The sequence below is a fragment of the Mesorhizobium sp. M1217 genome (assembly GCF_040318275.1).
Taxonomy (GTDB): Bacteria; Pseudomonadota; Alphaproteobacteria; order Rhizobiales; family Rhizobiaceae; genus Mesorhizobium.
In genome coordinates this window covers 13896-38775 of sequence record NZ_JAMYMA010000004.1, presented here as the reverse complement: position 1 = coordinate 38775, position 24880 = coordinate 13896, and the positions used below count along the sequence as shown (strand labels likewise).

Sequence of the window (24880 nt, the reverse complement as noted above, 5' to 3'; positions counted from 1 at the left end):
CCTCCGCCAGGGATTCCGGCTCTGAAGCCGGCCAAATGCACAAAGCCGCAACGAACATTAGTTTCCGCTTGACATATATCAAAAACGAATGAGACGATGTCAATCATACGGATTGCGCATGAAGGAGACCATGGAAACCCGGGACCTTCAGACTTTTCTTGCGGTTGCCGCCAGCGGCAGCATCACCAAGGCGGCTGACATGCTCGGGCGCTCCCAACCTGCGGTGACACGCACGATTCAGGATCTCGAGGCCGAGCTTGGCTTCGAATTGCTGCACCGGATCGGCCGACGGGTGCAGTTGTCTGAAGAGGGAGTCGCCTTTGAAGAGGAAGCGCGGCGCCTGCTGATGTCCTTCACCGAACTCGCAGCGCGAGCCAAAATGATCGCCGCCGGCAGGGGACGGATCCTGCAGATTGTCACAACATCTGCGATCGGGACCGGCTTGATCCCGACGGCCCTGGCCGAGCTCCAAGGTGCCGAGCTTCCACACGAGACGCATCTCGGGCAATTTCTTCCTTCGATCGTAGCCCAGGAGGTGCGCAGCGGACGCGCCGAGATCGGGTTTTCAAGCCTGCCGCTCGATACGCCCGGTCTGGATGTTCTACGGCTGTACTCGGCGCCTGACGTCGCTGCCGTGCGGGAGGACGATCCGCTGGCTGAACTTGATGTCGTGCCGCTTTCGGGTTTTGCCGGCCGCCGCGTCGCCACGCTGCTCAATCCACTGCGTTTTCAGTTGCACGTCGCCAAAGCGCTGGCGGCTCGCGGCATCGACACCGGCCCAGTGATCCGGACCAATACTGCCTATGGCGCGTTGCAGATCGTGCGTCAGACTGGGGTCGCGGCTGTCATCGATCCCCTCACGGCATACGGCGTGCCCCTGCCCGGTGTCGTCATTCGCCCTCTCGACGTAACCGTTCTCTTTTATTGGGGTGTTGTGGCTGCCGCAAACCGTCCCCTTCGTCCAGTTGCGCAGGCGCTGATGGATGCGGTCGAAGCGGTGGCTGAACGGTCGATCGCCGGTTTCAGGAAACTCGATCCAGCTTTGGCCGGCCAATTGGTCACCGATCCCGCCTCGGGCACAAATAACGGGACGGGAATATGAAGCATATTCCCACCCCGGCAGCATCGAGCGGCCTTGCCGCGCTGGAAGCCCAGCTCGCGCAGGATCTCGACTTTCTCGAGCTGCCCGCCAAGCCTTGGGTCCCCAAGCGCACGCACGATAGCGCCCCGGTCCGTGACGTCGTTGTCATTGGCGCCGGCATGTGCGGACTTGCTGCTACGGCAAAGCTTGTGCTGACCGGGATAACCAATGTCGTTGCCTACGATGCGGCTCCGGCCGGGCTCGAAGGACCATGGGTAACTTTTGCGCGTATGCAGACGCTGCGCTCGCCGAAAACCCTCCACGGTCCGTCGCTCGGGCTGCCGCAGCTCACGTTCCGCGCCTGGTTTACGGCACAATGGGGACCTGAGGCCTGGCAGTCGCTGGACAAAATCCCCAAGGGCCAGTGGATGGACTACCTGGTCTGGTACCGGAAGGTTCTTGGTCTGCCGGTGCGCAACAGCGTGCGCATGACCGGCGTCGCAGCCGTTGGTGATCTGATTGCAATCGATATCGAGGGCGCGGAAGCCGGCCGGGTTCTCACCCGTCGCCTCGTTCTGGCCACCGGTCGGTCCGGTCTCGGCGGTTTTGCCGTGCCCGATTTCCTCAGGGGCATCCATCGCGCCTATTGGGCCCATTCTGCCGACGACATCGATTTCGACGCACTGAAAGGTAAGCGTGTGGCGGTTATCGGCGCCGGTGCCTCTTCGATGGACAATGCCGCGACGGCGCTCGAGGCCGGAGCCGGCTCGGTCGACATGTTGATCCGGCGCAAGGAAATGCCGCGCATCAACAAGCTGACCGGCATAGGCAGCCAGGGCGTTGTACATGGCATTTATCACCTGCCCGATGCCTGGAAGTGGAAATTCTTCGACTATACCGCCTCGACCCAAACACCGCCGCCGCGTTCATCGACGCTTCGGGTGTCTCGTCGTGCGAATGCCCGGTTCTTTCTCGACTGCGGCATAGTCGCGGTAAAGGAAGATGCCGAAGGCCTTCTGGTCGAAACCACACAAGGGCCGATGCGCTACGATTTCATGATCGCGGCAACCGGCTTTTCAAACGATTTCAGCGACCGCCCGGAATTTGCAGCACTCGCCCCACACATCCGCACCTGGTCGGATGGCCGATATACACCGGATATGGGGCCGGCTCGTACAGGCATGTCGGAGGCGCCAGATCTCGGTCCCGCCTTCGAATTTCGCGAACACGTTCCCGGCTCCTGCCCGATGCTAGCACATATCCACTGCTTCAACGACGCCGCCATGCTGACCCACGGCAAGGTCTCCGGCGATATCCCGGCCGTCAGTGCCGGTGCCGACCGTCTGGTCCGCGGCATTGCCGCGTCGCTGTTTGCCGAAGATGTCGAAACCCACTTCGCCAATCTGATCGCCTACGACACGCCCGAGCTTCTGGGCGACGAATGGGTCGATTCAACACCCTTGCTGCATAAGGAGGCCGCGCTGTGATCGACGCAATGGACAAGGCCGCCGGTATTTCGCCGAACGATGCACTTTTCGCTGCGCGGCGGTTTCGGCCCGAATTTGTGCAAGGGGCGGAGGAATGTCGCCTCTCCGTCCTGCAGCCGGCAAACGATCAGGGGCTGGCGTCGAATTTGAGGGTTGCTCTGGCCCGTCGCATGGCCGCTCTGAATGCCGATCCCGTCCTGATGGCCGAATATGATGTGCAACTGGCCCAACTTGGTCCGACAGAGCAGCTCAGGGCATTGGCTCGGGGCGAAACGGATCTCGATGAGCCATTGGCGACCATCGCCCGTCACGTCGACCTGATCACGCTGATGCCGAAAAAGGCGGAGGCGAGCCACATCGCCCTCCTCGCTGCGGCCGGACTGAACAATCCTCAGATCGTCGCACTCTCCGAACTGATTGCGTTCGTCAATTTTCAGACCCGAGTGGCGACCGGTCTGCGATTGTTGAGGTTGGCATGATTTCCTCTGTTCGCCTGAAGCCGCTCAATTGGCATCCCCACATCGCACCGGTCGAGCTCTCCGAGGCCACGCCGGAACAGCTCGAAGCGATGAAGGTCACGCCATCGGCCAAGAAAGTTTCGGAGTATGTGCGCACCCTTGTGCATGATCCCGAGAGCTATCTTGCCCGCACCGTCTTGTTCAACGCGATCATGTATGTCGAAGGCGGGCTTGCCCGTCCCGACCGCGAACTTGGCGCATTGGGTGCCTCGATCGTCAATGGCTGCAAATTCTGCGCCGTTGTTCACGCCCGCCGCCATGCAGAGCTGACCAAGAGCGATGATGTGGTCACCGCGCTTTATCTCGACAAACCCGAGGCGCTCGGGCCGCGCGATGCGGCAATCTACAGCTTTGCCCGCCGTCTGTCGGCGGCGCCGTCGGAAGCAACGGTAGACGACATCGCCTCGCTGCGTGCCGTCGGCATGAATGATGCCGAGATCATCGACCTTGTCCACGCCATAGCGATCTTCGGCTGGGCAAACAGGCTGATGCACGTTCTCGGCCACGCGGAGAGCGGATGATGACGCCGCATACGGTCAAAGCAGTCCGTCCCCCACTCTGAAGGACCAACCAGAAATGCTTGAACTCAAAGATGTAAAGCTGTCTTACGGAAGCACGCAGGTCCTGAACGGCGTCAATCTCTCGGTAAAGCGGGGTGACGTGGTGTCGATCATCGGCCCCAGCGGCACCGGCAAGACCACGCTGCTGAAATGCATCAACTACCTGGCCAAGCCGTCGTCAGGAACCATCGCGTTCGACCAGATTCGGATGGACTACCAGCGCGCCGACAAGACCGCTGTCCAGGCGATCCGGCTTCGCACAGCGATGGTCTTTCAGCAGTTCAATGTCTTCAAGAACATGACCGTCCTCCAGAACGTGATGGATCCGCTGGTCGTCGTGCAGCGCAAGTCAACGGACGAGGCGCGTGAAATCGCGCTGCGAGAGCTTGACCGGGTCGGTCTCTCAGCGAAGCGGGACAGCTATCCGTCCCAGCTGTCGGGCGGCCAGCTCCAGCGCACCGGCATCGCGCGTGCGCTGGCGGTTCGTCCCAACGTGATGCTCTTCGATGAGCCTACGTCATCGCTGGATCCTGAACTCGTCGGTGAAGTTCTGAAGGTGATCAAGGATGTCACGTCGTCAGGGATCACTTCGCTGCTTGTGACCCACGAGATGCAATTCGCAAAGAACATCTCGAACCGGATCGTCTTCATGGATCGTGGCGTGGTTGCCGCCGATGGCAGTCCAGCTGAGATCTTCGATGCACCATCCAGCCCACGACTTGCTCAATTCCTGCAGTCAGAACTCGCTTTTCAATAGCTCAACAAGAAGGGAACCTAAGAAATGTCTGCAATCACATCCAGTTTTTCCCGTCGCGCTGCCCTGGCTGTTGCCGGCGGCATCGCAATTGCTCTTGCAACCGCGGGGATCAGCAATGGTCAGACCGTTCGCACGATCAAGATCGCGACGTCTGCCGAATCCAAGCCGCTGGCATGGGGCGCGATCGGCGTAGAGCCGCAAGGCTATGAACCCGATCTTCTGAGAGCGATCAACGCAAAGCTGCCGCAGTATAAGTTCGAAATGGAAGGTGTTTCGGATATCGCGCAGGAAACCGGCCTCGCCACGGGCAAGTACGACATCGCCGTCGGTGGCTACTACAAATCCCCTGAGCGCGCCAAGCAGTTCTTCATTCCGGAAAACCCCATGGGCGCCAGCCTGATGAAGATCTACAGCAAAAAAGGCAGCGGCATCAAGGAAATGAAGGACCTGGTCGGCAAGAGGATCGTTCCGACCACGGCCGGCGGCGGCACCTACAAGTTCATCATGAACTGGCAAAAAGAAAATCCACAATACAAGCTTGATGTTACGGCATCGAGCGCCGGTATTCCCTATCCCAACCGACTGGACGAAGTTCAGAACGGCAAATTCGACGCGCTTGTTCTGCCTTCGAATCTCGGTGAGCAGACCGTCATCGAGGAAAAGAAGCTCGATATCGTGGCGTCCGATCCGGTCTTCAGCAACAACACCTACATGCTGATTCATAGGTCGGACGAAAACAAGGTTTTAGCCGACGATGTGAACAAGGTTCTCAAGGAATTAAAAGACGATGGCACGATCGAAAAGCTCTCGCAGAAATGGTTCGGCGAGGACATCGTCAAATACATGAAGTAACAGGACCTTTTCCCAACCATGTAGCGATAGCCAGCGGTAAGGCTGAATTGCAAGAAGGAGCGTTTCAAAGTGGATGTTTCTGCTATGATTCCCGAGTTGCTCTCGGCGTTGCCGCTGACTCTCGCCATCACCGTTACGGCCATGGTCGTCGGCTTTTGCTTGGCTCTCGTCGCGACAACACTCCGAGTTCAGAGGATACCGGTGATCAGTCACCTGACTGACCTCTACGTGTCCTATGCCCGGAGTGTTCCCGTCGTCCTGCAGTTATTCGTCGCGTTCTACGGGCTGCCCTTGTTGGTGATCCTGTTCGGCGCCGAGGATTTTATTTCTGCAACGATCGCTGCGATGGTGGGGCTGAGCCTCTATCATGGAGGGTATCTGTCGGAAGTCATGCGACCTGCATACCTGGCCGTCGATCGCGGCCAGCATGATGCGGCCGACAGTCTGGGATATACCTTCCGACAGAAGATCACCCGCGTAGTCGGCCCGCAAGCGGTGCACTTCGCATTGCCGGGCTATGGAAACGCCATCATCTACCTGATCCATAACGTTGCGCTGGTCATGTACATCGGGGCAGCGGATGTGATGGCGACCGCGCACTTGATCATGGAGCGCGACTATAACCAGTACCAGTTCGAAACGTACCTCGTGCTGGCGGTTATCTATTCGCTGATGTGCCTCGTCGCGTGGCTCATCGTGCGCTTCTTCGAGCTTCGCTCGCCAATGCAAGCGCCAGAGGCGACGACAACAGCTCAGATCAAGAACGCGGCCGTCGCGAGCGTGTGACGTAAGGGGTAATCCGACCATGTTTGATACCGATATTCTGCTCCAGGACTCGCAGGAAATTCTGGGCGCCGTACCCGTGACGCTCGGCATGGCTTTCACGATTTTCATCCTGTCCACGATCGTCGGCAGCCTTTTTGCGCTCGTCGAACATAGGCGGATCCCCGTGCTGCGACAGCTCATCATGGCCTATAAGGTCGTCTTCAAAGGCGTTCCGATGGTGATCGTGATTTTCCTCGCCTATTTCGGTCTGCCCCCGGCATTCCAGTTCCTGCTCTCGTTGCTCGCGATCAACTTCAACGCCCACGAAACGCCCAACTGGGTAATCCTTGTCATTGCAGTCACCGGCTGCGTTGCGGCGTTCCAAGCGGAAATCATCAAAGGAGCCCTGAACGCCTTCGACACCGGTCAGTCGGACGCCGCCCATTCGCTCGGCTATACAAGCGGCCAACTGTTCCGACGGATCCTATTTCCCCAGGTGGCCCTCACCGCAATTCCCGACCTGACAACCTCGATGATGGTCATCATGAAGGCGCTTTCCCTCGGGTTCGCCATCGAGGTTGTCGATATCTTCGCCCAGTCCCAATTGACCGCCGCGCTGAACTACTACTACCTAGAAGCCTTCGTGATTGCCGTCGTGATCTACATGGTGATTGCCTATATCGTCACCCAGATTGCCGACAGGCTGGAGCAGGCGCTGAGGGTGCGGACGTGATAAGGATGCGGGATAGAATCGCCAAGCTTCGGATATCGAGCCGCACCTGGGAGACAATTCTTTCGGAGATGAAAAGCTTGAGGAGAAACCCGAGTAGCCGATGTATGTACAGATGATTTTGGTGCGATTTGATTGACCGCATTGTTTGCGCTGCTGGCTGGCTTCATGCCGACTGGAGCCACTGATCGCCCCGACGCAACGTTGCGCATGTACCGACGATAGCGGCAACCCGTAGGAAGATCAGCTTCTCCTCAACTGAAACGCGCGTTCGATTCCGTTTATGTCTCCCATTTGCGCAGCAAATCGACCGGCGGTCCTCGGAAGCCCACCATAAATCAACAATATCAATGCGCTACTCGAAGGTTCGCCAGCTATGACTTGGCTAACTGAGCCAAAATATAGCGCTAAACCATTGATAAATAGCGACAATGACGGGCCCGGAGGGAGTCCAAAAAGCCCCGGCGTGTCCTCCCAATCTCCTGGACGCGTTCCGTAGCTTCTTGGGCCGCCAAGTTGGCGGCGGCCCTCGCGCTTTTGATGCTGATACACGGCATTGCCAGCGGCGTTCCCTACAAACGGAACTCCATATCCGGCGATGACGGCGTCCCGTGGGACCGCGAGCAAATCCCTTGAGCGCTGATGGAACCGACACTTGACAAATTGGCGGTCGTCCGACACGTTCTTAACAAAAGGCACAACAAACTTACAAAAGTTCAAGTTGGCACAATCTGGCCGATAGGGAGAAGGCCGATGCATCTCGGTCACCGAGCGGAGACTTGCGCGTGAGCAGCGCAGCCCTCACGCGGCCGACCTCCAGGTGGGCGCTACCCCGGTTCATGACGGCCGAGCATCCTTTCCCCTGGCTCGCGCCGATCACGGTGATGCTTCTCGTTTTCGGCACCTATCCCCTCGCCTATTCAGTCTGGCTGTCGTTTCACAAACGCAATGTCGTTTCCCGGCAGCTCGACTTTGCCGGGCTCCACCAATGGACGCGCGCATTCTCGGACGCGCGTATGTGGCATTCGCTGGAAACCACGCTGATCTACACCTTCGTCGCGCTTGCAGTTCAGCTTGCGCTCGGCATCCTCATCGCGCTTCTGCTTGACACCGATCGCAAAGGTTACGGGGTGCTGCGGGCGCTGATGACACTGCCGCTGGTGGTGCCGCCTGCGGTGACCGGAATGATGTTCCTGCTGATGCAGGACGGCTCTTTCGGCGTCCTGTCGTTCTACCTCTATGCCGTCGACCTGATCTCGCCGGCGCAGCCGATCCTGACGCAGCCCGGAACCGCATTGGCGGCGATCCTGCTGGCAGACATATGGCAATGGACGCCGTTCATGGTGCTCATCATCCTGGCAGGGCTCAGGGCGCTGCCGAAGGAACCTTTCGAAGCCGCGGCGATCGACGGCGCCAGCGGCATCCAGACGTTCTTGCGGCTCACATTGCCGATGCTGCGCAAGGTGATAGCGGTCGCGGTGCTGATCCGCGGCGTCGATCTCTTTCGCATCTACGACTACGTCTACATCATCACCGCCGGCGGGCCTGGCACGGCCACCGAGACGCTTTCATTCTACGCTGGCCGTATCTATTTCACCGGAGACTTTCCCTACGCCGCGACCCTGTCGCTGATCGTGCTCGTCGTCTTGATCGTCGTGTCGAACCTGTTCGTCAGGCTGTTCAAGGTGAGGTTCTGATGGAGTCGTCGCGCGCCCAAACCATCGCCCGTGACGTGCTCGCCGTCCTTGTGGTGGCGATCTTCATGTTCCCGATCGCGTGGTGGGCGCTGTCGTCCATCAAACCCTATTCGGCGATCTTCGACCGCAGCGGACCGGTCTACGTCGATTTCACGCCGACGCCGGACAATTACCGTGTGACGTTGCTTGGCGTTTCGCGCGTCGACATCGGCATGGAACAGGGCGGCGAGGCGGCCGGGGTGATCAAGGGTGGCGCCAGCTCCTACGATTCCCGCCAGTCGTTGCTCGACAGCGCCATCATAGCCGTTGGATCGACGGCGCTGACGCTGCTGCTGGCCACTCTGGCCGCCTATTGCCTGTCACGAATGCAGTTCAGTGGACAGCAGTCCTTCCTGTTCTGGATTCTCTCGCAGCGCTTCATGCCGCCAATCGCGATCGTCATTCCGATCGTTTTCATGTTCCGGGATCTCGGCTTGCGCGATACCTATACGGGGCTCATCCTTGTTCACAGTTTGATCAACCTGCCGCTGGCGGTTTTGCTTTTGAAGTCGTTCTTCGACGATGTTCCGCGCGAGGTTGATGAAGCGGCGCTGATTGACGGCGCGACGCGCTGGCAGACGTTCCGACGCGTGGTCCTTCCCATGGTCAAGGGCGGCATCGCTGCGACGGCCGTGCTGTGTTTCATCTTTTCGTGGACCGAGTTCCTGCTCTCACTGTTCCTGACAACGTCGATCCGCACTGTGCCGGTGAAGATCTCGACCTTTGTCACCTCGACCGCGACCGAGTGGGGCTACATCACAGCGCTCGGCACGTCCGCGATCATACCCAGCTTCATCTTTATCCTGCTGGTTCAACGGCATCTGGTCCGCGGCCTCACCCTCGGATCTCTGAAGGAGTGAGGCGCAGACGAGAACAACGACGACAAAACCGCAACGGAGGAACGATCATGAGCTTCAGTGAACACGACAAGAAGACATTCGTCACCGATACCTGCAATGACTTTACGGCGCGCCGAATAACCAAACGCGACTTCATGAGGAAGATGGCGCTCGCTGGTGTCGGCTTTTCCGCCTTCGGATCGGCCATGCTAGGTGGCGGCCGCACCAATCGGGGGATGCTGGGGCTCGGGGTTGAAGAAGCCCGTGCCCAGGACGCCGATATGCTGAAGTGGCTGGCCGATGTCGGCAAACCATATGCCGGCACCAAAATCCGCTACACTTCGGAAGCGACGCCGCCAACGATCGTGGCCAACCAGCTTGTCGCGGGTGAATTCACCAAGGCAACCGGCATTGAGGTGGAAGTCGAGATCGTGCCGCTGGAGCAGGTTCTCGCCAAGGCCACGCAAGACGTGCAGGGCCAGCTTGGCACCTACGACGTCTACTATCTCGACCAGTCCTGGATGGCGACATTTGCACAGGATGTCGTCGATCCGCGCGAGTATTATGACCAGAACAAAGAACTGGCGATGCCCAACTTCGACTGGGACGATTTCTCCAAGCCGCTGGTCGACGGCATCGCCATGTACAACGGCAAACAGTGCGGAATTCCATTCGATATTCCGATCTTCATCCTGATGTACCGCAAGGATCTTTTCGACAAACACAATATTGCGCTGCCGACAGATCTCGACGCCTACCTCAAGGCCGTGCAGGCGCTCACAGAGGCAGAAAAAAGCAACGGCATCTTCGGCACAGCGTGCCAGGCGAAGTCCGGCCACTATTCGCTGGAATGCGACTGGACCTTCGCATTGTGGGGCCATGGCGGTTCGATCTTCAACAAGGACAAGAAGTTTGTCGGCAATGACGAGCGCGGCGTGGCCGGACTGCAATTCTATCAGGAGCTGGTCAAAAACTCGCCGCCCTCGGCGACGACTTGGACCTGGGACGGTCAGGGACAGGCGTTGACACAGGGTCAGGCCGCCATGGCAATCACCTGGGGCGAGGATTTCCCCGGCTTCGACGCCAACGATTCCAAGGTCAAAGGCCTGTTCGAGGCCCTGCCCGCGCCCAAGGAGGTTCCTGGCCGCCGCGCCGCCGCCGATTGCGGCTTCAACGAAATCCCGGCCGTCGGCCACCAAGGTGGCTCGACGATCTCGCTGTCGCAATATTCCAAGAACAAGGAAGCAGCATGGCTGTTCATGCAGTGGGTCTGCTCGAAGGATGTGATGGCGCGGGTATCGACGCTCGGCGGCGGCGCCTCGCCGATGCGCAATTCCTCTTTTACAGATCCTCGGGTCAAGGCGAAGGCTGTTGTCGGGCCCGGAACGACACGCCATTTCGAGGCGATCAAATACACTATCGACAACCAGATGGGATCGGAGCCGGACATGCCGATCTGGGCGGATCTGTCGAACAACGACATCCCGGTTGAACTCGGCAAATTGCTTACGGGCCAAGACTATGGCGGCGACGCCAAGGCATGCCTGGATGCCATTGCCGGCATTGTCGACGGCAAAGTCAAGGATGCCGGTCTTTAGCGGGTAGTCGGTGATTTGGGCGAAGGCGGCTTCGACCGCCCTCGCCCTTTGGCAATGTGGCGGCAATGGTTCCGGATCTCGTCATCGGCATCGATTCCTCGACCTCGGCAACCAAGGCGATCGCCTGGGACCGCAATGGTCTGGCCGTGGCTGAAGGTCGTGCGCCGCTTGCAATGTCGAACCCGCGTTCGGGCTATTTCGAGCAGGATCCGGCCGAATGGTGGGCCTCGACGGTCACGGCGCTTCGTTCTGTCGCGGCAACAGTTTCGCCCGCACGCATTGCCGCCCTTGCGATTGCCAACCAACGCGAGAGCTTCGGCCTTTTCGACGAGGAGGGCCAGGCGGTCGGGCCCGCGACCCTCTGGCTCGATGAGCGCGCCCGTGGGAAAGCACGCCGCTTCGGCGAGAGCTTCGGCGCAGCACGTGTCCACGCAATATCCGGCAAGCCGCTGGACGTCATTCCTTGCCTTTACCGCATGATCTGGTTTCGCGAGGAACAACCCGAGATTTTTGCCCGCGTGGAGCGAATGGCCGAAGTCCACGGCTATCTGGTGTTTCGCTTGAGCGGCCGGTGGGTGACGTCCACCGCATCCGCCGACCCGATGGGTATACTCGATATGCGAGCTATGGACTGGTCGAACGAAATACTCGCCGCAGCGGGCATCGCCCGGCGCATGATGCCGGACCTGGCGAGGCCCGGCACCGTTCTGGGCCAACTGACTTCGGAAGCGGCCATTCTGACGGGCCTGCGCGAGGGCACGCCGATCGTCGCCGGCGGCGGCGACGGTCAATGCGCCGGAACGGGCGCTGGTGTGTTGCAGCCGCGATGCGCTTACATCAACCTCGGCACGGCGGTCGTCTCCGGCAGCTTCGGCACGGACTACGCCCACGACCAGGCCTTCCGCACCGAGACGGCGGTCGCCGATGACGGCTATATCTACGAGACGTGCCTTCGCGCCGGCACTTTTCTCGTCGACTGGATGGCGCGGGAAATGCTTGGCGTCGATCTGCATGGCTCAAGCGACGTCCTGGAGGCGCTCGAAGCCGAAGCCGCTGCCAGCCCGATCGGCGCGGGCGGCATAATGCTCCTGCCCTACTGGCAGGGCGTCATGGATCCGCACTGGGATAGTGCCGCCCGTGGTGTCATTGCTGGGCTTTCCGGCTCCAGCCGCCGCGGCGACATCTATCGCGCCGTGCTGGAAGGCATAGCGCTGCATCAGGCCGCGACAAGTCAGCGGGCCGCTGCGGCTGCCGCCCAGACCATCGACCAGTTCATAGCCATCGGTGGAGGAGCGAAGTCCGACCTGTGGATGCAAATTCTGGCGGATGCACTCGATCGTCCCATAAAGCGTTCGACGACGGTGGAAGCCTCCTCGCTTGGCGCGGCGATGGCGGCGGCAAAGGGCGTGGGCTGGTTTTCCACCATCGCCGAAGCGTCGACCGCAATGGCCAGCGAGCCGGCCAAAACCTTCGAACCGGACGCGAAACGGGCCGAGCTCTACACCCAACTTCTTGCGATCCATGCCGATCTTTGGCCAACGCTTTCAGCCTGGAACCAGCGACTCGCGGCCTTCATGGAGACCAATCATGGCTGAAACGACCAACTGGAACGCGTTGATCGAGGACGTTGTCGCGGAACGCTGGAAAGATCCTGAGACAGGCGAGGCTGCCGTCCTGCCGTTCCAGACGATCGAATTGCTGGAGACGACGGAGGGCCGCGAGGCGGATCTCGTTGCGCCCCTGGCGCTCGGCCGTCGCATCGCTGTTGTGTCCGATGTCAACACCGTCGATGTGATGGGCCGGCGCGTCGCGAAGGCGCTGCGCGCCATCGCCGACATCAGTGAAATCGTGCTGCCTGACGGCCTCGACTGCGATGAGGCAACGATCCAGATGGTCAGGGAGAAGACGCGTCACGCCGACGGGGTCGTGGCCGTCGGGTCTGGCGTCCTCAACGACAGCTGCAAGCATGCAACCTTCCTCGACGAGCGGCCCTATGCCGTCTTCGGCACGGCCGCCTCGATGAATGGCTATGGCGCTTCGACAGCGTCGGTGACCTTGGCTTCAGGGCTCAAGATCTCGCTGCCCTCGCACGCGCCGCGGGGCATCTTCCTGGACCTTGGCGTTTCGGCCGCAGCGCCCGCCTGGCTCAGCGCCGCTGGGCTCGGTGACAGCCTGTGTCGTCCCACCGCCCAGATCGATTGGTGGGCTTCGCATCGGCTGTTCGACACCTACTATTCTGCCGTGCCCTACCTGCTGCAGGCGGGCGATGAGGGACCGATGCTGGCCCATGCGCCTGGCCTTGCCAGGCATGACGTCACCGCTGTCGGGCATCTCCAGCGCGTCTTGACGCTGTGCTCGATGGGTGTGTGCTTTGCCGGCGTTTCCCATCCTGGATCCATGGGAGAGCACCAGATTTCCCATTGGGTCGACATGTTCGCGCAAGACCATCATCCCGGCACCACGCACGGTCAGCAGGTGGGGGTTGCCTCGATGGTCATGGCGCGTCTGCAAGCGCGGCTGCTGGACATGAAAGAGCCACCGCAGGTGAAGCCGACCGCCATCGACGAGGCGGCGATGCTGGCCCGCTATGGGGCACAACTTGGACCACTTTGCATTGCCGAGATGAAGAAGACGGCACTCGACGCCCGCCAGACGGAAATCTTCAACCGCAGGCTTGCGGAAATCTGGCCGGCACTGCGCCAGGAGGTTCGGCCGATGGCGATGCCGGTTGCCCGCATGGAGGCAGCACTCAAGGCTGCCGGGGGGCCGGTCACCGGCACAGAACTAGGCCTGCCGCGCGCGCTTTGGCACGACGCCATTCGCTATTCGCGGGAAATCCGTGGCCGATGGTCCTTTGTCAATCTGGCCGCCGATGCAGGGCTGCTGGAGGAGTTTCTGGAGAGCGAATGGTGAGACCGCATCCGACCGTCGCCAATGACTCGCATGGCGAAAGTTGAACCCAACCGGCAAGGGCAATCGAAGGATAACAATTTATGGCGTCTGTCACCATCAGCAACATAAAGAAAGACTATGGCGCCCTCTCGATTATCGATGGACTCGATCTCTCGATCGAGGATGGCCAGTTCGTCGTTCTGTTGGGGCCGTCCGGGTGCGGCAAGTCCACACTGTTGCGCATGATAGCCGGTCTCGAGCCCATCACGTCCGGTGAGATCACGATAGGAGACAGGGTCGTCAACACACTTCATCCCAAAGACCGCAATATCGCGATGGTCTTCCAGAATTACGCGCTTTACGCGCATATGACCGTCTTCGACAACATGGCGTTTTCCATGCAGTTGAAGAAACGCCCCAACGAAGAAATCAAACAGAAGGTCGGATGGGCGGCATCGATCCTCAATCTGACCCCTTATCTGGAACGGTATCCCCGCCAGCTTTCGGGCGGCCAGCGGCAACGCGTCGCCATGGGTCGCGCTATCGTGCGAGACCCAACTGTCTTCCTGTTCGACGAGCCGCTGTCCAACCTCGACGCCAAGCTGCGCGTGCAAATGCGCACGGAAATCAAGGAGCTCCACCAGCGGCTGAAGACCACCACCGTGTATGTCACGCATGACCAAATCGAGGCCATGACCATGGCCGATGTCATCGTCATCATGCGCGACGGCCAGATCGAGCAGATCGGGCGCCCGCTTGATGTCTACGATCGCCCGGCAAACCTCTTCGTCGCCTCCTTCATCGGCTCGCCCGCAATGAACATGTTCCATGGCGAGGTGGCTTCCGAGCGCGACGCCTGGGTGGTGCGGACCGACGAGCTATCCCTCCCGCTTCCGCCAGAGGCTGCGGTCCGGCCCGGCCAAAAGGTGATCTATGGCATTCGGCCCGAACATCTTCGACCTGTGGCAGACGGGCGCGGCATCCCGGCGAGAATTACGGTTGTCGAGCCGACTGGCCCCGAAATCCATATCTTTGCCGCCATGGGCAACATTGCGATCTGCTCGGTGCTGCATGACCGCATGGAGCTCTCTCCTGGAGCTGTGATCCACCTGGAGCCAGCGCCTGAGCGAATCCACCTGTTCGACCAAGGCAGCGGCGAGCGGCTGGACAAGGAAAGAAGCTGAATGGCGAAGATCATTATCCTCGGCGCTGGCGTCATGGGCTCTGCGATGACGCTTCCGGCCGCTCACGCGGGTAACCGCATCACTCTTGTCGGCACCCATCTCGACGAGGAGATCGTCAGCTCTGTGGCCGACACAGGTCATCACCCTCGCCTCAACATCACTCTGCCTGACGCGGTAGCCGCCTGTTCCTGGACCGAATTCGGGACGGCGATGAACGATGGAGCCGACCTGCTTGTACTCGGCGTCTCGTCGGCCGGCGTTCCTTGGGCGATCGACCGCATTGCTGAAAGCATCAAGTCGCCCATGCCGATACTTATGATTACGAAAGGACTCGCCGCGAGCGACGAAGGCATCGAAATCCTGCCGCATCTGCTTGCCCGCGAGATTGAGCAACGTACTGGCTTGTCGATCTCGGTGATGGCCGTCGGCGGACCTTGCATTGCCGGCGAACTGGCCGCACAGCGCGATACCTCCGTGATCGTGGCTGGGCACGATCCCGACCAGCTGGCCGCGGCGTCACGCATCCTGCGCGCGCCTTTCTATCATGCGCGACCATCATCCGATCTCATTGGCGTCGAGATCTGCGCCGCTTTCAAGAACTTCTATACACTCGCCGTTGGGGCTCCCGTCGGGCTGCTTGAGCGAGACGGCAAGGCGCCCAACGGTGCGCTCATGCACAACCTTGCCTCGTCGCTTTTCTCGCAGTCCCTCGCCGAGATGGCGATTCTGGTCGAAGCTCTGGGTGGAAAAATCGAAACAGTGCTGGGGCTGGCCGGCTCCGGCGATCTTTATGTGACCTGCCAGGCGGGCCGTAACGGTCGCATGGGACGCCTGCTCGGCCGCGGCCTGCCCTATTCCGTGGCGAAGCGCGAACATATGAGTTCGGACACGGTTGAGGGGGCGCAACTGGCGCTGGACCTTGGTCAGGCTTTGAAGAATATGATGGGCCGGGGTGTACTTCCCCATGATCGCCTGCCGCTGACGACTGCCATCATCGACGCGATTTGCCATGATGCTCCGCTGGTTTTGTCCTTCGACCGCTATCGTCGAGGCTAGCGGAGCCGGGGAAACTCGATTGATGCCTCATATCGATGAGCACATGGCTCGGCCGAGCCCGCTCTGAACCCGCTGCCGCGGAGTGGACAGGATGATCTGATGGAGAAACCAGCACGAAAGAAACGCGACGGCCGCCAAGCCGTAACGAGTTCCGTCACGGCCGATCGCGAGGAAGGGCTGCTCGTGCGCGCCGCCTGGCTTGCTTATGTCGGTGACCTCACCCAGGCGCAAATCGCCAAGTCTCTTGGCCTGACCCGCCTTCGCGTCAACCGGATGCTGGCGCATGCGCGCCAGCGGGGGATCGTTCAGATTCGCATCAATTCCAAGGTGGCGAACTGCATCGAGTTGGAGAACCGGCTGCGGGACGCCTATGGTGTCTCGGATCCAATCGTGGTCCCGACACCGCCGGATCCTGCTCTGGTGCCACAGGTCATCGCAGCCGCCGCCGGCGAAGCCCTGTCGCTTAGAATCCGTGACGGGATATCGGTGGGCGTGGGATGGGGGCGGACGCTCCAGCTCAGTCTGCGGTCGGTGACCGTGCGCCCGGTCAAAGGAATGTCGATCGTTTCCCTGCTTGGCGGGCTCACACGTGGATCGGCGATCAACATCTACGAGATCGCTTCCCGGCTCGCGGCGCTCTTCGACGCGGAATGCTTCTACATCGCAGCACCGGTGTTCACGGATACCGAGGCCACACGCGATCTGCTTATGCGCCAGTCTATTCTGGAAGACGCCTTCACTCATGCCCGCGACGTTGACGCCGCTTTCGTTTCGGTGGGCGCGGTGCACAAGGACGCCACCATCTTTCGGATCGGACTGGTAGGAGACGATGATCTCAGATCACTCCGCGAAGCCGGAGCGGTCGGCGATATTTGCGGCCACTGGATCGGCGCCGACGGACAACTCGTCGATCACCCGCTAAACAGCCGCGTCATCGGCCTCGCCCCCGAACATCTGCGCGACGTCGACACTGTGATCCTGCCCTCCGGCGGCCTCGACAAGGTTCCGGTGCTGCGCGCCGTGTTGCGTCTGGGAGTCGTCGATGTGCTGATCACCGACGAGAAAACCGCTGAGGCTATTCTTGCGGAAAAGTCGTAGCGCAGACTGATCTCCACCAGCAGAGTGGCTCGCGAGTGATTGCTTCTTCACGTCACAGCACCTCGTGGATTTCCTCGATCGAAGTCTCGCCGATCGGCTTGTCCAGAACGATCTCTCCGCGCGCCATCGCCACGACCCGGTCACAGCATTCGAAAACATGATGCATGTTGTGGCTGATGAAGACGCTAGTGATGTTCTGGGCCTTGAGGCCACGAACGAAGCCGATCACCTTTCGCGTTTCCTTCACCGAGAGATGGTTGGTTGGCTCGTCGAGAATCATGACTTTCGACTTGAAGTGCATGGCCCGGGCGATCGCCACGCCTTGGCGCTGGCCGCCCGACAGTTCGCCGACCAGCGCGTCGGGCGACCGCAGATGCAGGTCGACGTCGGCGATCGCCTTGACGCTTTCGTCACGCATGCGCTTCTGGTCCAGGATGCCGATACCGAAAACCGAACCCTTCACCGGCTCGCGTCCGATGAAAACGTTGCGGGCGATGGTCATGGTCGGGACCATGGAATTGTACTGGTAGATCGTCTCGATGCCGCGTCCCATGGCGTCGCGCGGGTTAGAGAAGCGGACCGGTTCACCTTCGATCCTGATCTCGCCGCCATCGGGCTTTTGGGTGCCTGAGAGGATGTTGATCAGCGTCGATTTGCCGGCGCCATTGTCGCCGACGAGGCCCAGTGCCTCGTCGGGATAGATATCCAGCGTAACGTTTTTCAAGGCGTGGACGCCGGAATACCATTTCTGGAGTCCCTTGATCGCGATGATGGGCGCCGCCATGATCAGGTCTCCACCTTCATTGCCCTGCCCCGCTTTCGAAGCCATGCGTTCATGACGACCGCGAAGATAGTCAGAAAGCCGATCGCCATCTTGAACCAGTTGGCGTCAACCTGGCTCAGCACCAGTCCGTTGTCGATGACGCGGATAAGGGCAGCCCCGATGATGCCGCCGAAGATGGTGCCGATGCCACCAGCCAACGAGGCGCCACCGATGACGGCAGCCGACACGGCCTGCAGCTCCAGCCCCTCGCCGATCGACGGCAGCGGGGCGCCGAGCCGCATCACCTGAATGGTACCGGCAAAGCCGGCGAGCACCGAACAGATCATGAAGCAGGCGACCTTCACCCGGGCCGTCGGGATACCCATCGATTGCGCGGCGGGCAGAAAGCCGCCGGTGGCGCGCACCCAGTTGCCGAAATTCGTGTGCGACAGGAGCACGGTCACCAGGATTGCCACGGCGAGAAACCAGAAGAACGACATGCGAAAGAGGTCGCCCGGTCCCACATAGACCGTAAACAGCCATTTGGGCAGAGCGTTAGCTGGTATGACAGGAGGGAAGCCGCCGGAGATTACCACCGTCAGCGAACGCGCGATGAACAGCATACCAAGCGTGGTGATGAAGCTTGGTATCGCGAAACGAATCGTTATGAACCCGTTGAAAAAGCCGATGAGGGCAGCGATCGCGAGGCCGGCGGCAAAGGCCGGCGCGAACGGAACGCCTGCCGCGAGCATCACCGCCATGGTCATCGGGGTCAGCGCAAAGACCGAGCCCACCGAAAGATCAAACTCACCGCATATCATCAGCAGGGTCACGCCGATCGCGACCAGCCCCATTTCGGGCAGCAGCCCAAGCATTCCGCGAAGGTTCTGTGTGTTCAAAAATACGCCGTTCGAGCGAATCTGAAAGACGATGAGGAGCAGGAGCAGGAACACGACCGCCGCAAGCTCCGGCTTCTCCAGATAAATCTTCATCAAACGCTTCATCATTCGCTCCGGCTCGGGATCGTTTCCGCTGGTTATCGCATCGGCAAAGGGGATGGCGGCAGTCTGTCTTCTACCGCCCTTGACGGGGAAGATGCCGCTGGAGGATGGGGACGGAGCCAACGCCCAAGACCGTGTTGCCTGGCCCTCCCCCTTGTCCAGCCGACCTCTCCCCGTAAGAACGAGGAGAGGACGCCGGCTTCGTGCCTACCGCACGCCCTTTGCGGCCAGTTCCTTGAGCTTTGGCACGTCTTCCTTGACGATGATGCCCTTGCCGGTGTCGATGTCTGCCGGCAGCAGACCGACGTTCTTGGCGAGATAGGCTTCCATCACCGGCATGAAGCCCTGCATGTAGGGCTGCTGGTCGACCTGGACCTGGATATAACCCGCTTCCATCTGTTGCAGGACTTCCGAGACGATATCAAAGCCGCCCATCAGCACCTTGCCCGGCTCGATGCCGCGATCGATCAGTACCTGGGCGACGTAGGCATGCCAAAGGCCGGTGTCGAAATACACCGTGGTGTCCGGGTGGGCAGACAGATAGGCGCCAACACGATCGGCGACGACGGCGCCATCTGTGCCGGTGTCGAGCCGTTCAATGACCACTTCGCGTCCGCCATTCGCGGCCTTGTATTCCTCAAGGAACTTCATGACGCCGGCAGCGCGCTGTTCCGACCAGTTCTGACCGGGCGCGGAGACGCCGACGAGGGCCCTGATCTTGCCTTCCTTGGGGAAGAACTCGGACATCTTCTTGCCGAGTTCGTAGCCGGCGGGAATGAAGCCCTGGCCGATGAAAGCCTGGCGGGCATTGCCGGCTGCTCCCTCGGTGTCGTCGACATTGGATGCGATGACCGTGACGCCGGCAGCGCGGGCGTCGGCGATGATCTGGTCGAAGGCATTGTTGTCGACGATCGAGGTGATCAGCGCGTCCGGGTTTGCCGCGAGCGCCGCCTGCATGTTGGCCGATTGTTGCTCGATCGAGCCTTCGGTCTGCGTGAAGACCATCTGGCAATTGGCCTGGATCTTGGCGCAGGCGTCGTCAAACCCCTTCTTCACAGCTTGCCAGAACGGGTTTGACGCCGACGAATGATGTGTGAAGACGATTTTCATCGGCTCCTGCGCGCGTGAGCCGATTGCCGAGCCTCCAGCCAGTACTGCTCCCAAGGCTGCCGAGATAAGTAGCTTCTTCATGGTTCTCCTCCTCCGTAGAAAGCTGCTTCAGGTTCATTTTCAGAGAGTCGATGCGTCGGTCACCCGTCGAAGCGCCGTGAAGGCGCGATCGATCTCCGGGTTCAGTTCCATGCCGAGGCCCGGTCCGGAAGGCACGGTGATCATGCCGTTCTTCACCTGCGGCAAAGCGGTCACAAGGTCGCGGTACCAGGTCTTGTAGAAGGCCCTGACACTCTCTTGGACGAGCGCGTTCGGCGCATTGAGCGCCAGGTGGGTCGATGCGCCGAGCACAACTGGACCGGTGCAGTCGTGTGGCGCGACCGGCAGGTGCCATGCTTCAGCCATGGCAGCGATCTTGCGCGCCTCCGAGAGCCCGCCGCACCAGCTGATATCGAGCATAATGACGCCGGCCGCCCCGGTCTCGAGAAGGTCACGGAAGGCCCACCGGGAACCGAGCGTCTCCGAAGCCGATATCGGCGCCAGCGAAGCCTCGGCATAGCGTTTCAGGCTGGACAGGCTGTCCATCCTGATCGGATCTTCGTGCCAGAAGGTCTTGTAGGGGGCAAGCTCGCGGGCGATCTGCATGGCCGGCAGCAGCTGCCACATTGAATGGAATTCAACCATGATGTCCATCTTGTCGCCGACCGCATTGCGGATTTTCTCGAATGGCGCCAGCGCGGAATTCAAATCAGGCTGCGAAATATACAAGCCGCGCGTTTTCTCGGCGGCCATGTCGAAGGGCCAGATCTTCATGGCCGTGATGCCTTCCTCCAACAATGAATGCGCCAGTTCGTCGGCGCGGTGAAGGAAGCCGTTCAGATCATCATAGGCGTCGCCGGGCTTATCGAGCCCGTAATTGGCCGTCGTCTGGCCGGTGGTCTTCTTGATGTATTCGGTACCGGCACAGGTGTTGTAGGTCCTGATCTCGTGCCGGGTGAAACCGCCGAGGAGTTGTGCGATCGGCTGACCCGTCGCCTTTCCGAACAGATCCCACAGTGCGATATCGAAAGCGGAGTTGCCCCTGACTTCCGCGCCCGTCGATCGGAAACCGAGATAGCCGACGAGATCGGCGGCAAGCAGGTCGATCTGCAAGGGGTTGCGCCCGATCACGCACGGCGCGACATATTCGTGCAGATAGGTCTCGACGGTTTCGGCCATGAAGAAGGTCTCGCCCAGCCCAACGAGGCCTTCGTCCGTGTGAACCAGGACCCAGAGAAGGTTCGGCCGCTCCTTGAGCCGCAGCGTTTCCAGTTTCGTGATCTTCATCGCGCACCCCGCTCCTCAGGCGATGCCAGCCGCCAGCAGGGCCTTGACGCTCTCGTCAAAATGCCTCGCCATCAGGTCGCGAGCGGACTGAGGATCACCGGTCTCGATTGCTTCGGCGAGATCGATATGGATTTGGATCATCTCCAACTGCTCGGCATCCGAAGGGCGGCTCCGCCAGCCGATCGGCCAGGTCTGGCGCGATACGCGCTCGAACGCGCCGACGATGAGGCTGAAAACCGGATTCTTTGCAGCCTTGGCGAGTTCGAGGTGAAAGGCGAGATCGTGCTCCATGACCTGTTCCGGCCGCTGGAAATTCTCGCGCATGGCGAGCGCGTGCGTCCTGATCCTTTCCACTTCGTCGGCTGTTCTGCGCAAGGCCGCCAGCATGGCGGTGCGGGTCTCAATCGTGCGGCGCACGTCGTAGATTTGCTGCACCGTGATCTGTTCCGTGTGGACGCCATGCTCGATCACCAGCGACATGGCGCCATAATCCAGCTCGGCGACGGTAGCCCGTCTGCCTGCCCTCAGGTCGATAAGCCGCATGGCAGCGAGCGAGCTGAAGGCCTCGCGAACCACGGTGCGCGAGACGCTCAATTGTCTCGAAAGCGCGGCCTCGCTGGGCAGCCGGTCGCCGGGCCCGAGCTCATGCGCGCGGATATGGCGTGTGATCTCGCCGATCGTATTGCTGACCAGGCTCGCTGCGTCGGAATGTTTTGCGGATACGGCCGTGCTCACGCGATCACCAGTTCAGGAGGGCAAACCTGTATGGCAGGTTTTCCAGATGTGTTGATAGTATGCGAGAAAGATGTATGTCAAGATCAGGCGGGCCGGCGTCGTCGCCAGGAGACCGATGGCAAGAGGCTTGCACGAAAGATGCTCTTGACGCGCCGTTCGGCCGGGTGCAGGAGCCCGCGCCGTCGAGCAGGCGATCGTCTGCTTGGCGCGCTCGACATTCTCGTCGTGAACAGCGGCGGGCCGCCGACCATGTCGTTCGAATTTTCTCGGCGGACGATTCACTGATAATTTCGATCCACGCACCCCATATGAGCGGAAAGAGTGTCACTTGAGGACTTGCCTATGCTGATTTCGCGTTCAGGACGGTTTGCAATTTTGATTGCGGGATTGTTCCTGGCATTTTCCATGGTCGCTGTGGATCACGCCGATGCGCGCCGTGGCGGCAGCTTCGGCAGTCGCGGCATGCGCACTTTCCAGCCGGTCCCGCCGACCAGGACGGCGCCACAGCCTTCCGCACCGGTCGAGCGCTCGATGACGCCCAATGCGGCAACGAACAATGCGGCCCGCCAGCCGCAGGCATTCCAGCGCCCAGGCTTCTTCAACGGCCTCGGTGGATCGATGATGCGGGGGCTGCTGCTCGGCGGCTTGATCGGCGTTCTTTTGGGCCATGGGTTCGGCGGCTTGGCCGGCATGTTCGGCCTTCTCCTTCAAGTGCTGCTGATCGGCGGCGTGGTCATGCTGGCCATTCGCTTTTCCGCTCGCAATCGGCGCAAAACCCAGAGCCCGCTACGGCCGGTGCCTCGCGGGGCACCGGGACCTTTGGGCGAAGCGCTGCAGCCCGGCCCGAGTCGAGCAACGCCACAGCTTTCGCCATGCCAGGCATTGGGTCAGGATTTGGCGGAACGAGCCAAGCCAATCCTTCCCAAGCCAATGCTGCCGATGAGATCACCCTCACCCAAACCGACCTCGACACGTTCCAGCAAAGGCTGACGGAAGTTCAGGACGCATTCGGGCGCGAAGATCATGTTGCTTTGCGCCGGTTGGTGACGCCCGAGATGGTGTCCTATCTGTCCGAGGAACTTGCCGACAATGCCAAAAAGGGCGTCAGGAACGACGTGTCGGACGTCAGCCTGTTGGAGGCCGATATTGCGGAAAGTTGGCAGGAGGGTGATCGCGACTACGCGACGGCTGCTTTGCGCTATGAGTCTCGCGACGTGACCCGCGATCGTATCAGCGACAAGATCATTGAGGGCCAGGCCGATCGGCCGACGGAGACGACCGAACTGTGGACCTTTACGCGCCAGAACGGCGGTGACTGGAAGCTTGCCGCAATACAGCAGCCGAGCTGATGTGCCCGGCCTTGATGTCTGCCAAGAGTTTTGTTCAGGTTTCTCGCTACCACTCGAAGGCCAGCGCGCCCCTTCCGCGCGCTTCTTTCCCCCAACGCGCGTTGAGGTAACACTAAACCACCGGCTTCAACCGGGACCGGACAATCAGCATCGCACCGCGCGACTTTTTGCGTTTCCGGTCTCGTGTAACCCAATCGACGACCTCCTGCCGGGTTGCAGCCCGCCACCCCTCGATGCTCAGGCAGGCAGGCTCTTTGACAGCCTGCCTCTTCTGGTTTACGTGCGGCCATCAAGAATGTTCAACGCGTAACGTGTGTGTCGCCGTTCGCCGGTTCTTATCAGTGCACCGTTGGCAACGAGGTCCTGCAAATCTCTTGTTGCCGTCGCGCGCGATGCCTGCGTGATGGCGATATAATTCTCGGCGCTGAGCCCCCCTTTGAACCCGTCGATGCCCGCGCGGAACATCCGGGCGATGACCTTTTCCTGGCGCTCGTTGAAGTGATCCCGGTAGCGTTCGTGAAACTTGGCCTTGACGACGGAGAATTCGACACGAGCGAGCGTTACGCGCTGCGCTTCGAGGATCGTGTTGGCGAAGTAGAGCAGCCAATCTGTTACCGCGTTGCTCGTGTTGCTGGCCTCCAGATGGTCGTAGTAGGCCTTGCGGCGGCGCTCTATCGTATAGGCCAACGCGATGAGGCTGGGCTCACCCAGATTTTGCGCCAGCGCCTTTTCGCAGAGGGCACGGCCTATGCGACCGTTGCCATCCTCGAACGGGTGAATGCTCTCGAAATAAAGGTGCGCGATAGCGGCACGCGTCAACGCTGGCAGCGGTGTCTTGCCTTTGGATGAGGTATCGTTGAACCAAGTAGTGAAGGCATCCATTTCGGGTTTCACCCGCGCGGAGGGCGGCGTTTCGAAATGAACTTTGGGCTTATCCAGCCGATTGGAAACGATCTGCATGGCATCGGCATGCTGGCGGTAGTTGCCGATGGTCTCGATACGACGCTCACCCGACATCACCATCGTATGCCAAGCGTAAAGAGTGCGATGCGTCAGCGCATCGGCAAAATGCAAGTAGACATCGGCCATCATTTCAGCGATGCCCCGCTCGGCAGGCGGAATGCGCCTGGTCTCCCCGCCCAGACCAAGTTGCTGGCGCAGGGATGATTGCAGGCTCTCGCGGTCGAGGTACTCCCCCTCAATCGCGGATGTCTTCAAGGCCTCTTCGCTGATAAGATCGATGCGGATCTGGTCGCGATCGTCGGAACCGACATGACGAAAGACGCCTAGGAACTCGCCCGATCGCAACAGGAACTCGCTTTCCAGCGGTTCCAACGCCTTCTTATCGTAGGTAAAATGCGGCCAGTCCGCCTGCTCCCAATTCCATACCATGAGTTATAGGGCACCCTTCTATAACTCACGATAGCAACAATTGTGAGCTAT

The 24880-nt window shown here is 60.5% G+C and carries 22 protein-coding genes and 1 pseudogene; 17 read left to right on the top strand and 6 right to left on the bottom strand.

Annotation, left to right across the window (positions count from 1 at the left end):
• Positions 1 to 118: 118 nt before the first annotated feature.
• From NKH37_RS07615 to NKH37_RS07540, 16 genes are all read left to right on the top strand, one after another.
• Positions 119 to 1102, top strand: a complete 984-nt coding sequence (locus NKH37_RS07615; protein ID WP_352484297.1) for a LysR family transcriptional regulator — start codon at positions 119 to 121, stop codon at positions 1100 to 1102.
• Positions 1099 to 2568 (top strand): NAD(P)-binding domain-containing protein, encoded by a 1470-nt coding sequence (locus NKH37_RS07610; RefSeq protein WP_352895597.1) that lies wholly within the window; start codon positions 1099 to 1101, stop codon positions 2566 to 2568. Before NKH37_RS07615 ends, NKH37_RS07610 begins: the two co-directional genes overlap by 4 nt.
• Positions 2565 to 3047, top strand: coding sequence for a CMD domain-containing protein (locus NKH37_RS07605; protein ID WP_352848472.1), 483 nt, complete (start codon positions 2565 to 2567; stop codon positions 3045 to 3047). Before NKH37_RS07610 ends, NKH37_RS07605 begins: the two co-directional genes overlap by 4 nt.
• Positions 3044 to 3607 (top strand): peroxidase-related enzyme, encoded by a 564-nt coding sequence (locus NKH37_RS07600; protein WP_352817334.1) that lies wholly within the window; start codon positions 3044 to 3046, stop codon positions 3605 to 3607. Before NKH37_RS07605 ends, NKH37_RS07600 begins: the two co-directional genes overlap by 4 nt.
• Positions 3608 to 3662: 55 nt before the next feature.
• The gene (locus NKH37_RS07595) at positions 3663 to 4403 is read left to right on the top strand and encodes an amino acid ABC transporter ATP-binding protein (protein WP_031212966.1); all 741 of its coding nucleotides are present in this window, start codon (positions 3663 to 3665) and stop codon (positions 4401 to 4403) included.
• Positions 4404 to 4427: 24 nt separating this feature from the next.
• Positions 4428 to 5255, top strand: a complete 828-nt coding sequence (locus NKH37_RS07590; protein WP_352484295.1) for a transporter substrate-binding domain-containing protein — start codon at positions 4428 to 4430, stop codon at positions 5253 to 5255.
• A gap of 69 nt (positions 5256 to 5324) precedes the next feature.
• Complete coding sequence (locus NKH37_RS07585) at positions 5325 to 6041, top strand: amino acid ABC transporter permease (RefSeq protein WP_031194989.1); 717 nt, start codon at positions 5325 to 5327, stop codon at positions 6039 to 6041.
• Between the two features lie 19 nt (positions 6042 to 6060).
• Positions 6061 to 6753 (top strand): amino acid ABC transporter permease, encoded by a 693-nt coding sequence (locus NKH37_RS07580; protein WP_352484293.1) that lies wholly within the window; start codon positions 6061 to 6063, stop codon positions 6751 to 6753.
• A 782-nt stretch (positions 6754 to 7535) separates the two neighbouring features.
• A complete protein-coding gene (locus tag NKH37_RS07575; protein WP_353040890.1) occupies positions 7536 to 8447 on the top strand; it encodes a carbohydrate ABC transporter permease in 912 nt (303 codons plus the stop codon).
• Positions 8447 to 9346: a carbohydrate ABC transporter permease gene (locus tag NKH37_RS07570; RefSeq protein WP_352548604.1), complete on the top strand. Its 900-nt coding sequence runs from the start codon at positions 8447 to 8449 to the stop codon at positions 9344 to 9346. Before NKH37_RS07575 ends, NKH37_RS07570 begins: the two co-directional genes overlap by 1 nt.
• Positions 9347 to 9393: 47 nt before the next feature.
• Positions 9394 to 10923 carry an ABC transporter substrate-binding protein gene (locus NKH37_RS07565; RefSeq protein ID WP_352548605.1) on the top strand — a complete coding sequence of 510 codons (1530 nt, stop codon included), beginning with the start codon at positions 9394 to 9396 and terminating at the stop codon, positions 10921 to 10923.
• 65 nt (positions 10924 to 10988) lie between these two features.
• Positions 10989 to 12518 carry a xylulokinase gene (locus NKH37_RS07560; protein WP_352548607.1) on the top strand — a complete coding sequence of 510 codons (1530 nt, stop codon included), beginning with the start codon at positions 10989 to 10991 and terminating at the stop codon, positions 12516 to 12518.
• Positions 12511 to 13836 (top strand): iron-containing alcohol dehydrogenase, encoded by a 1326-nt coding sequence (locus tag NKH37_RS07555; protein ID WP_352484289.1) that lies wholly within the window; start codon positions 12511 to 12513, stop codon positions 13834 to 13836. The genes NKH37_RS07560 and NKH37_RS07555 overlap by 8 nt, the downstream gene beginning before the upstream one ends.
• 80 nt (positions 13837 to 13916) lie before the next feature.
• Positions 13917 to 14999, top strand: coding sequence for an ABC transporter ATP-binding protein (locus NKH37_RS07550; protein ID WP_023722153.1), 1083 nt, complete (start codon positions 13917 to 13919; stop codon positions 14997 to 14999).
• The gene (locus NKH37_RS07545; protein ID WP_352496452.1) at positions 15000 to 16055 is read left to right on the top strand and encodes an NAD(P)H-dependent glycerol-3-phosphate dehydrogenase; all 1056 of its coding nucleotides are present in this window, start codon (positions 15000 to 15002) and stop codon (positions 16053 to 16055) included.
• A 183-nt stretch (positions 16056 to 16238) separates the two neighbouring features.
• A complete protein-coding gene (locus NKH37_RS07540; RefSeq protein ID WP_352484287.1) occupies positions 16239 to 17153 on the top strand; it encodes a sugar-binding transcriptional regulator in 915 nt (304 codons plus the stop codon).
• 52 nt (positions 17154 to 17205) lie between these two features.
• On the opposite strand, the gene NKH37_RS07535 is transcribed toward NKH37_RS07540, so the two are convergent.
• From NKH37_RS07535 to NKH37_RS07515, 5 genes are all read right to left on the bottom strand, one after another.
• Positions 17206 to 17937 carry an ATP-binding cassette domain-containing protein gene (locus NKH37_RS07535; RefSeq protein WP_352484286.1) on the bottom strand — a complete coding sequence of 244 codons (732 nt, stop codon included), beginning with the start codon at positions 17935 to 17937 and terminating at the stop codon, positions 17206 to 17208.
• A 2-nt stretch (positions 17938 to 17939) separates the two neighbouring features.
• Positions 17940 to 18920: an ABC transporter permease gene (locus NKH37_RS07530; protein ID WP_031194994.1), complete on the bottom strand. Its 981-nt coding sequence runs from the start codon at positions 18918 to 18920 to the stop codon at positions 17940 to 17942.
• Positions 18921 to 19124: 204 nt separating this feature from the next.
• The gene (locus NKH37_RS07525) at positions 19125 to 20108 is read right to left on the bottom strand and encodes a sugar ABC transporter substrate-binding protein (protein ID WP_352484285.1); all 984 of its coding nucleotides are present in this window, start codon (positions 20106 to 20108) and stop codon (positions 19125 to 19127) included.
• 39 nt (positions 20109 to 20147) lie between these two features.
• Positions 20148 to 21353 carry a mandelate racemase/muconate lactonizing enzyme family protein gene (locus tag NKH37_RS07520; protein WP_352590911.1) on the bottom strand — a complete coding sequence of 402 codons (1206 nt, stop codon included), beginning with the start codon at positions 21351 to 21353 and terminating at the stop codon, positions 20148 to 20150.
• A 15-nt stretch (positions 21354 to 21368) separates the two neighbouring features.
• The gene (locus tag NKH37_RS07515; protein WP_023722160.1) at positions 21369 to 22088 is read right to left on the bottom strand and encodes a FadR/GntR family transcriptional regulator; all 720 of its coding nucleotides are present in this window, start codon (positions 22086 to 22088) and stop codon (positions 21369 to 21371) included.
• Between the two features lie 345 nt (positions 22089 to 22433).
• Here NKH37_RS07515 and NKH37_RS34040 point away from each other — a divergent pair.
• A pseudogene (locus tag NKH37_RS34040) lies at positions 22434 to 23437 on the top strand (Tim44 domain-containing protein).
• A 276-nt stretch (positions 23438 to 23713) separates the two neighbouring features.
• On the opposite strand, the gene NKH37_RS07500 reads toward NKH37_RS34040, so the two are convergent.
• On the bottom strand, positions 23714 to 24829 hold the full coding sequence (locus NKH37_RS07500; RefSeq protein ID WP_352813501.1) for a Fic family protein: 1116 nt from the start codon (positions 24827 to 24829) through the stop codon (positions 23714 to 23716).
• Between the last annotated feature and the right edge of the window lie 51 nt (positions 24830 to 24880).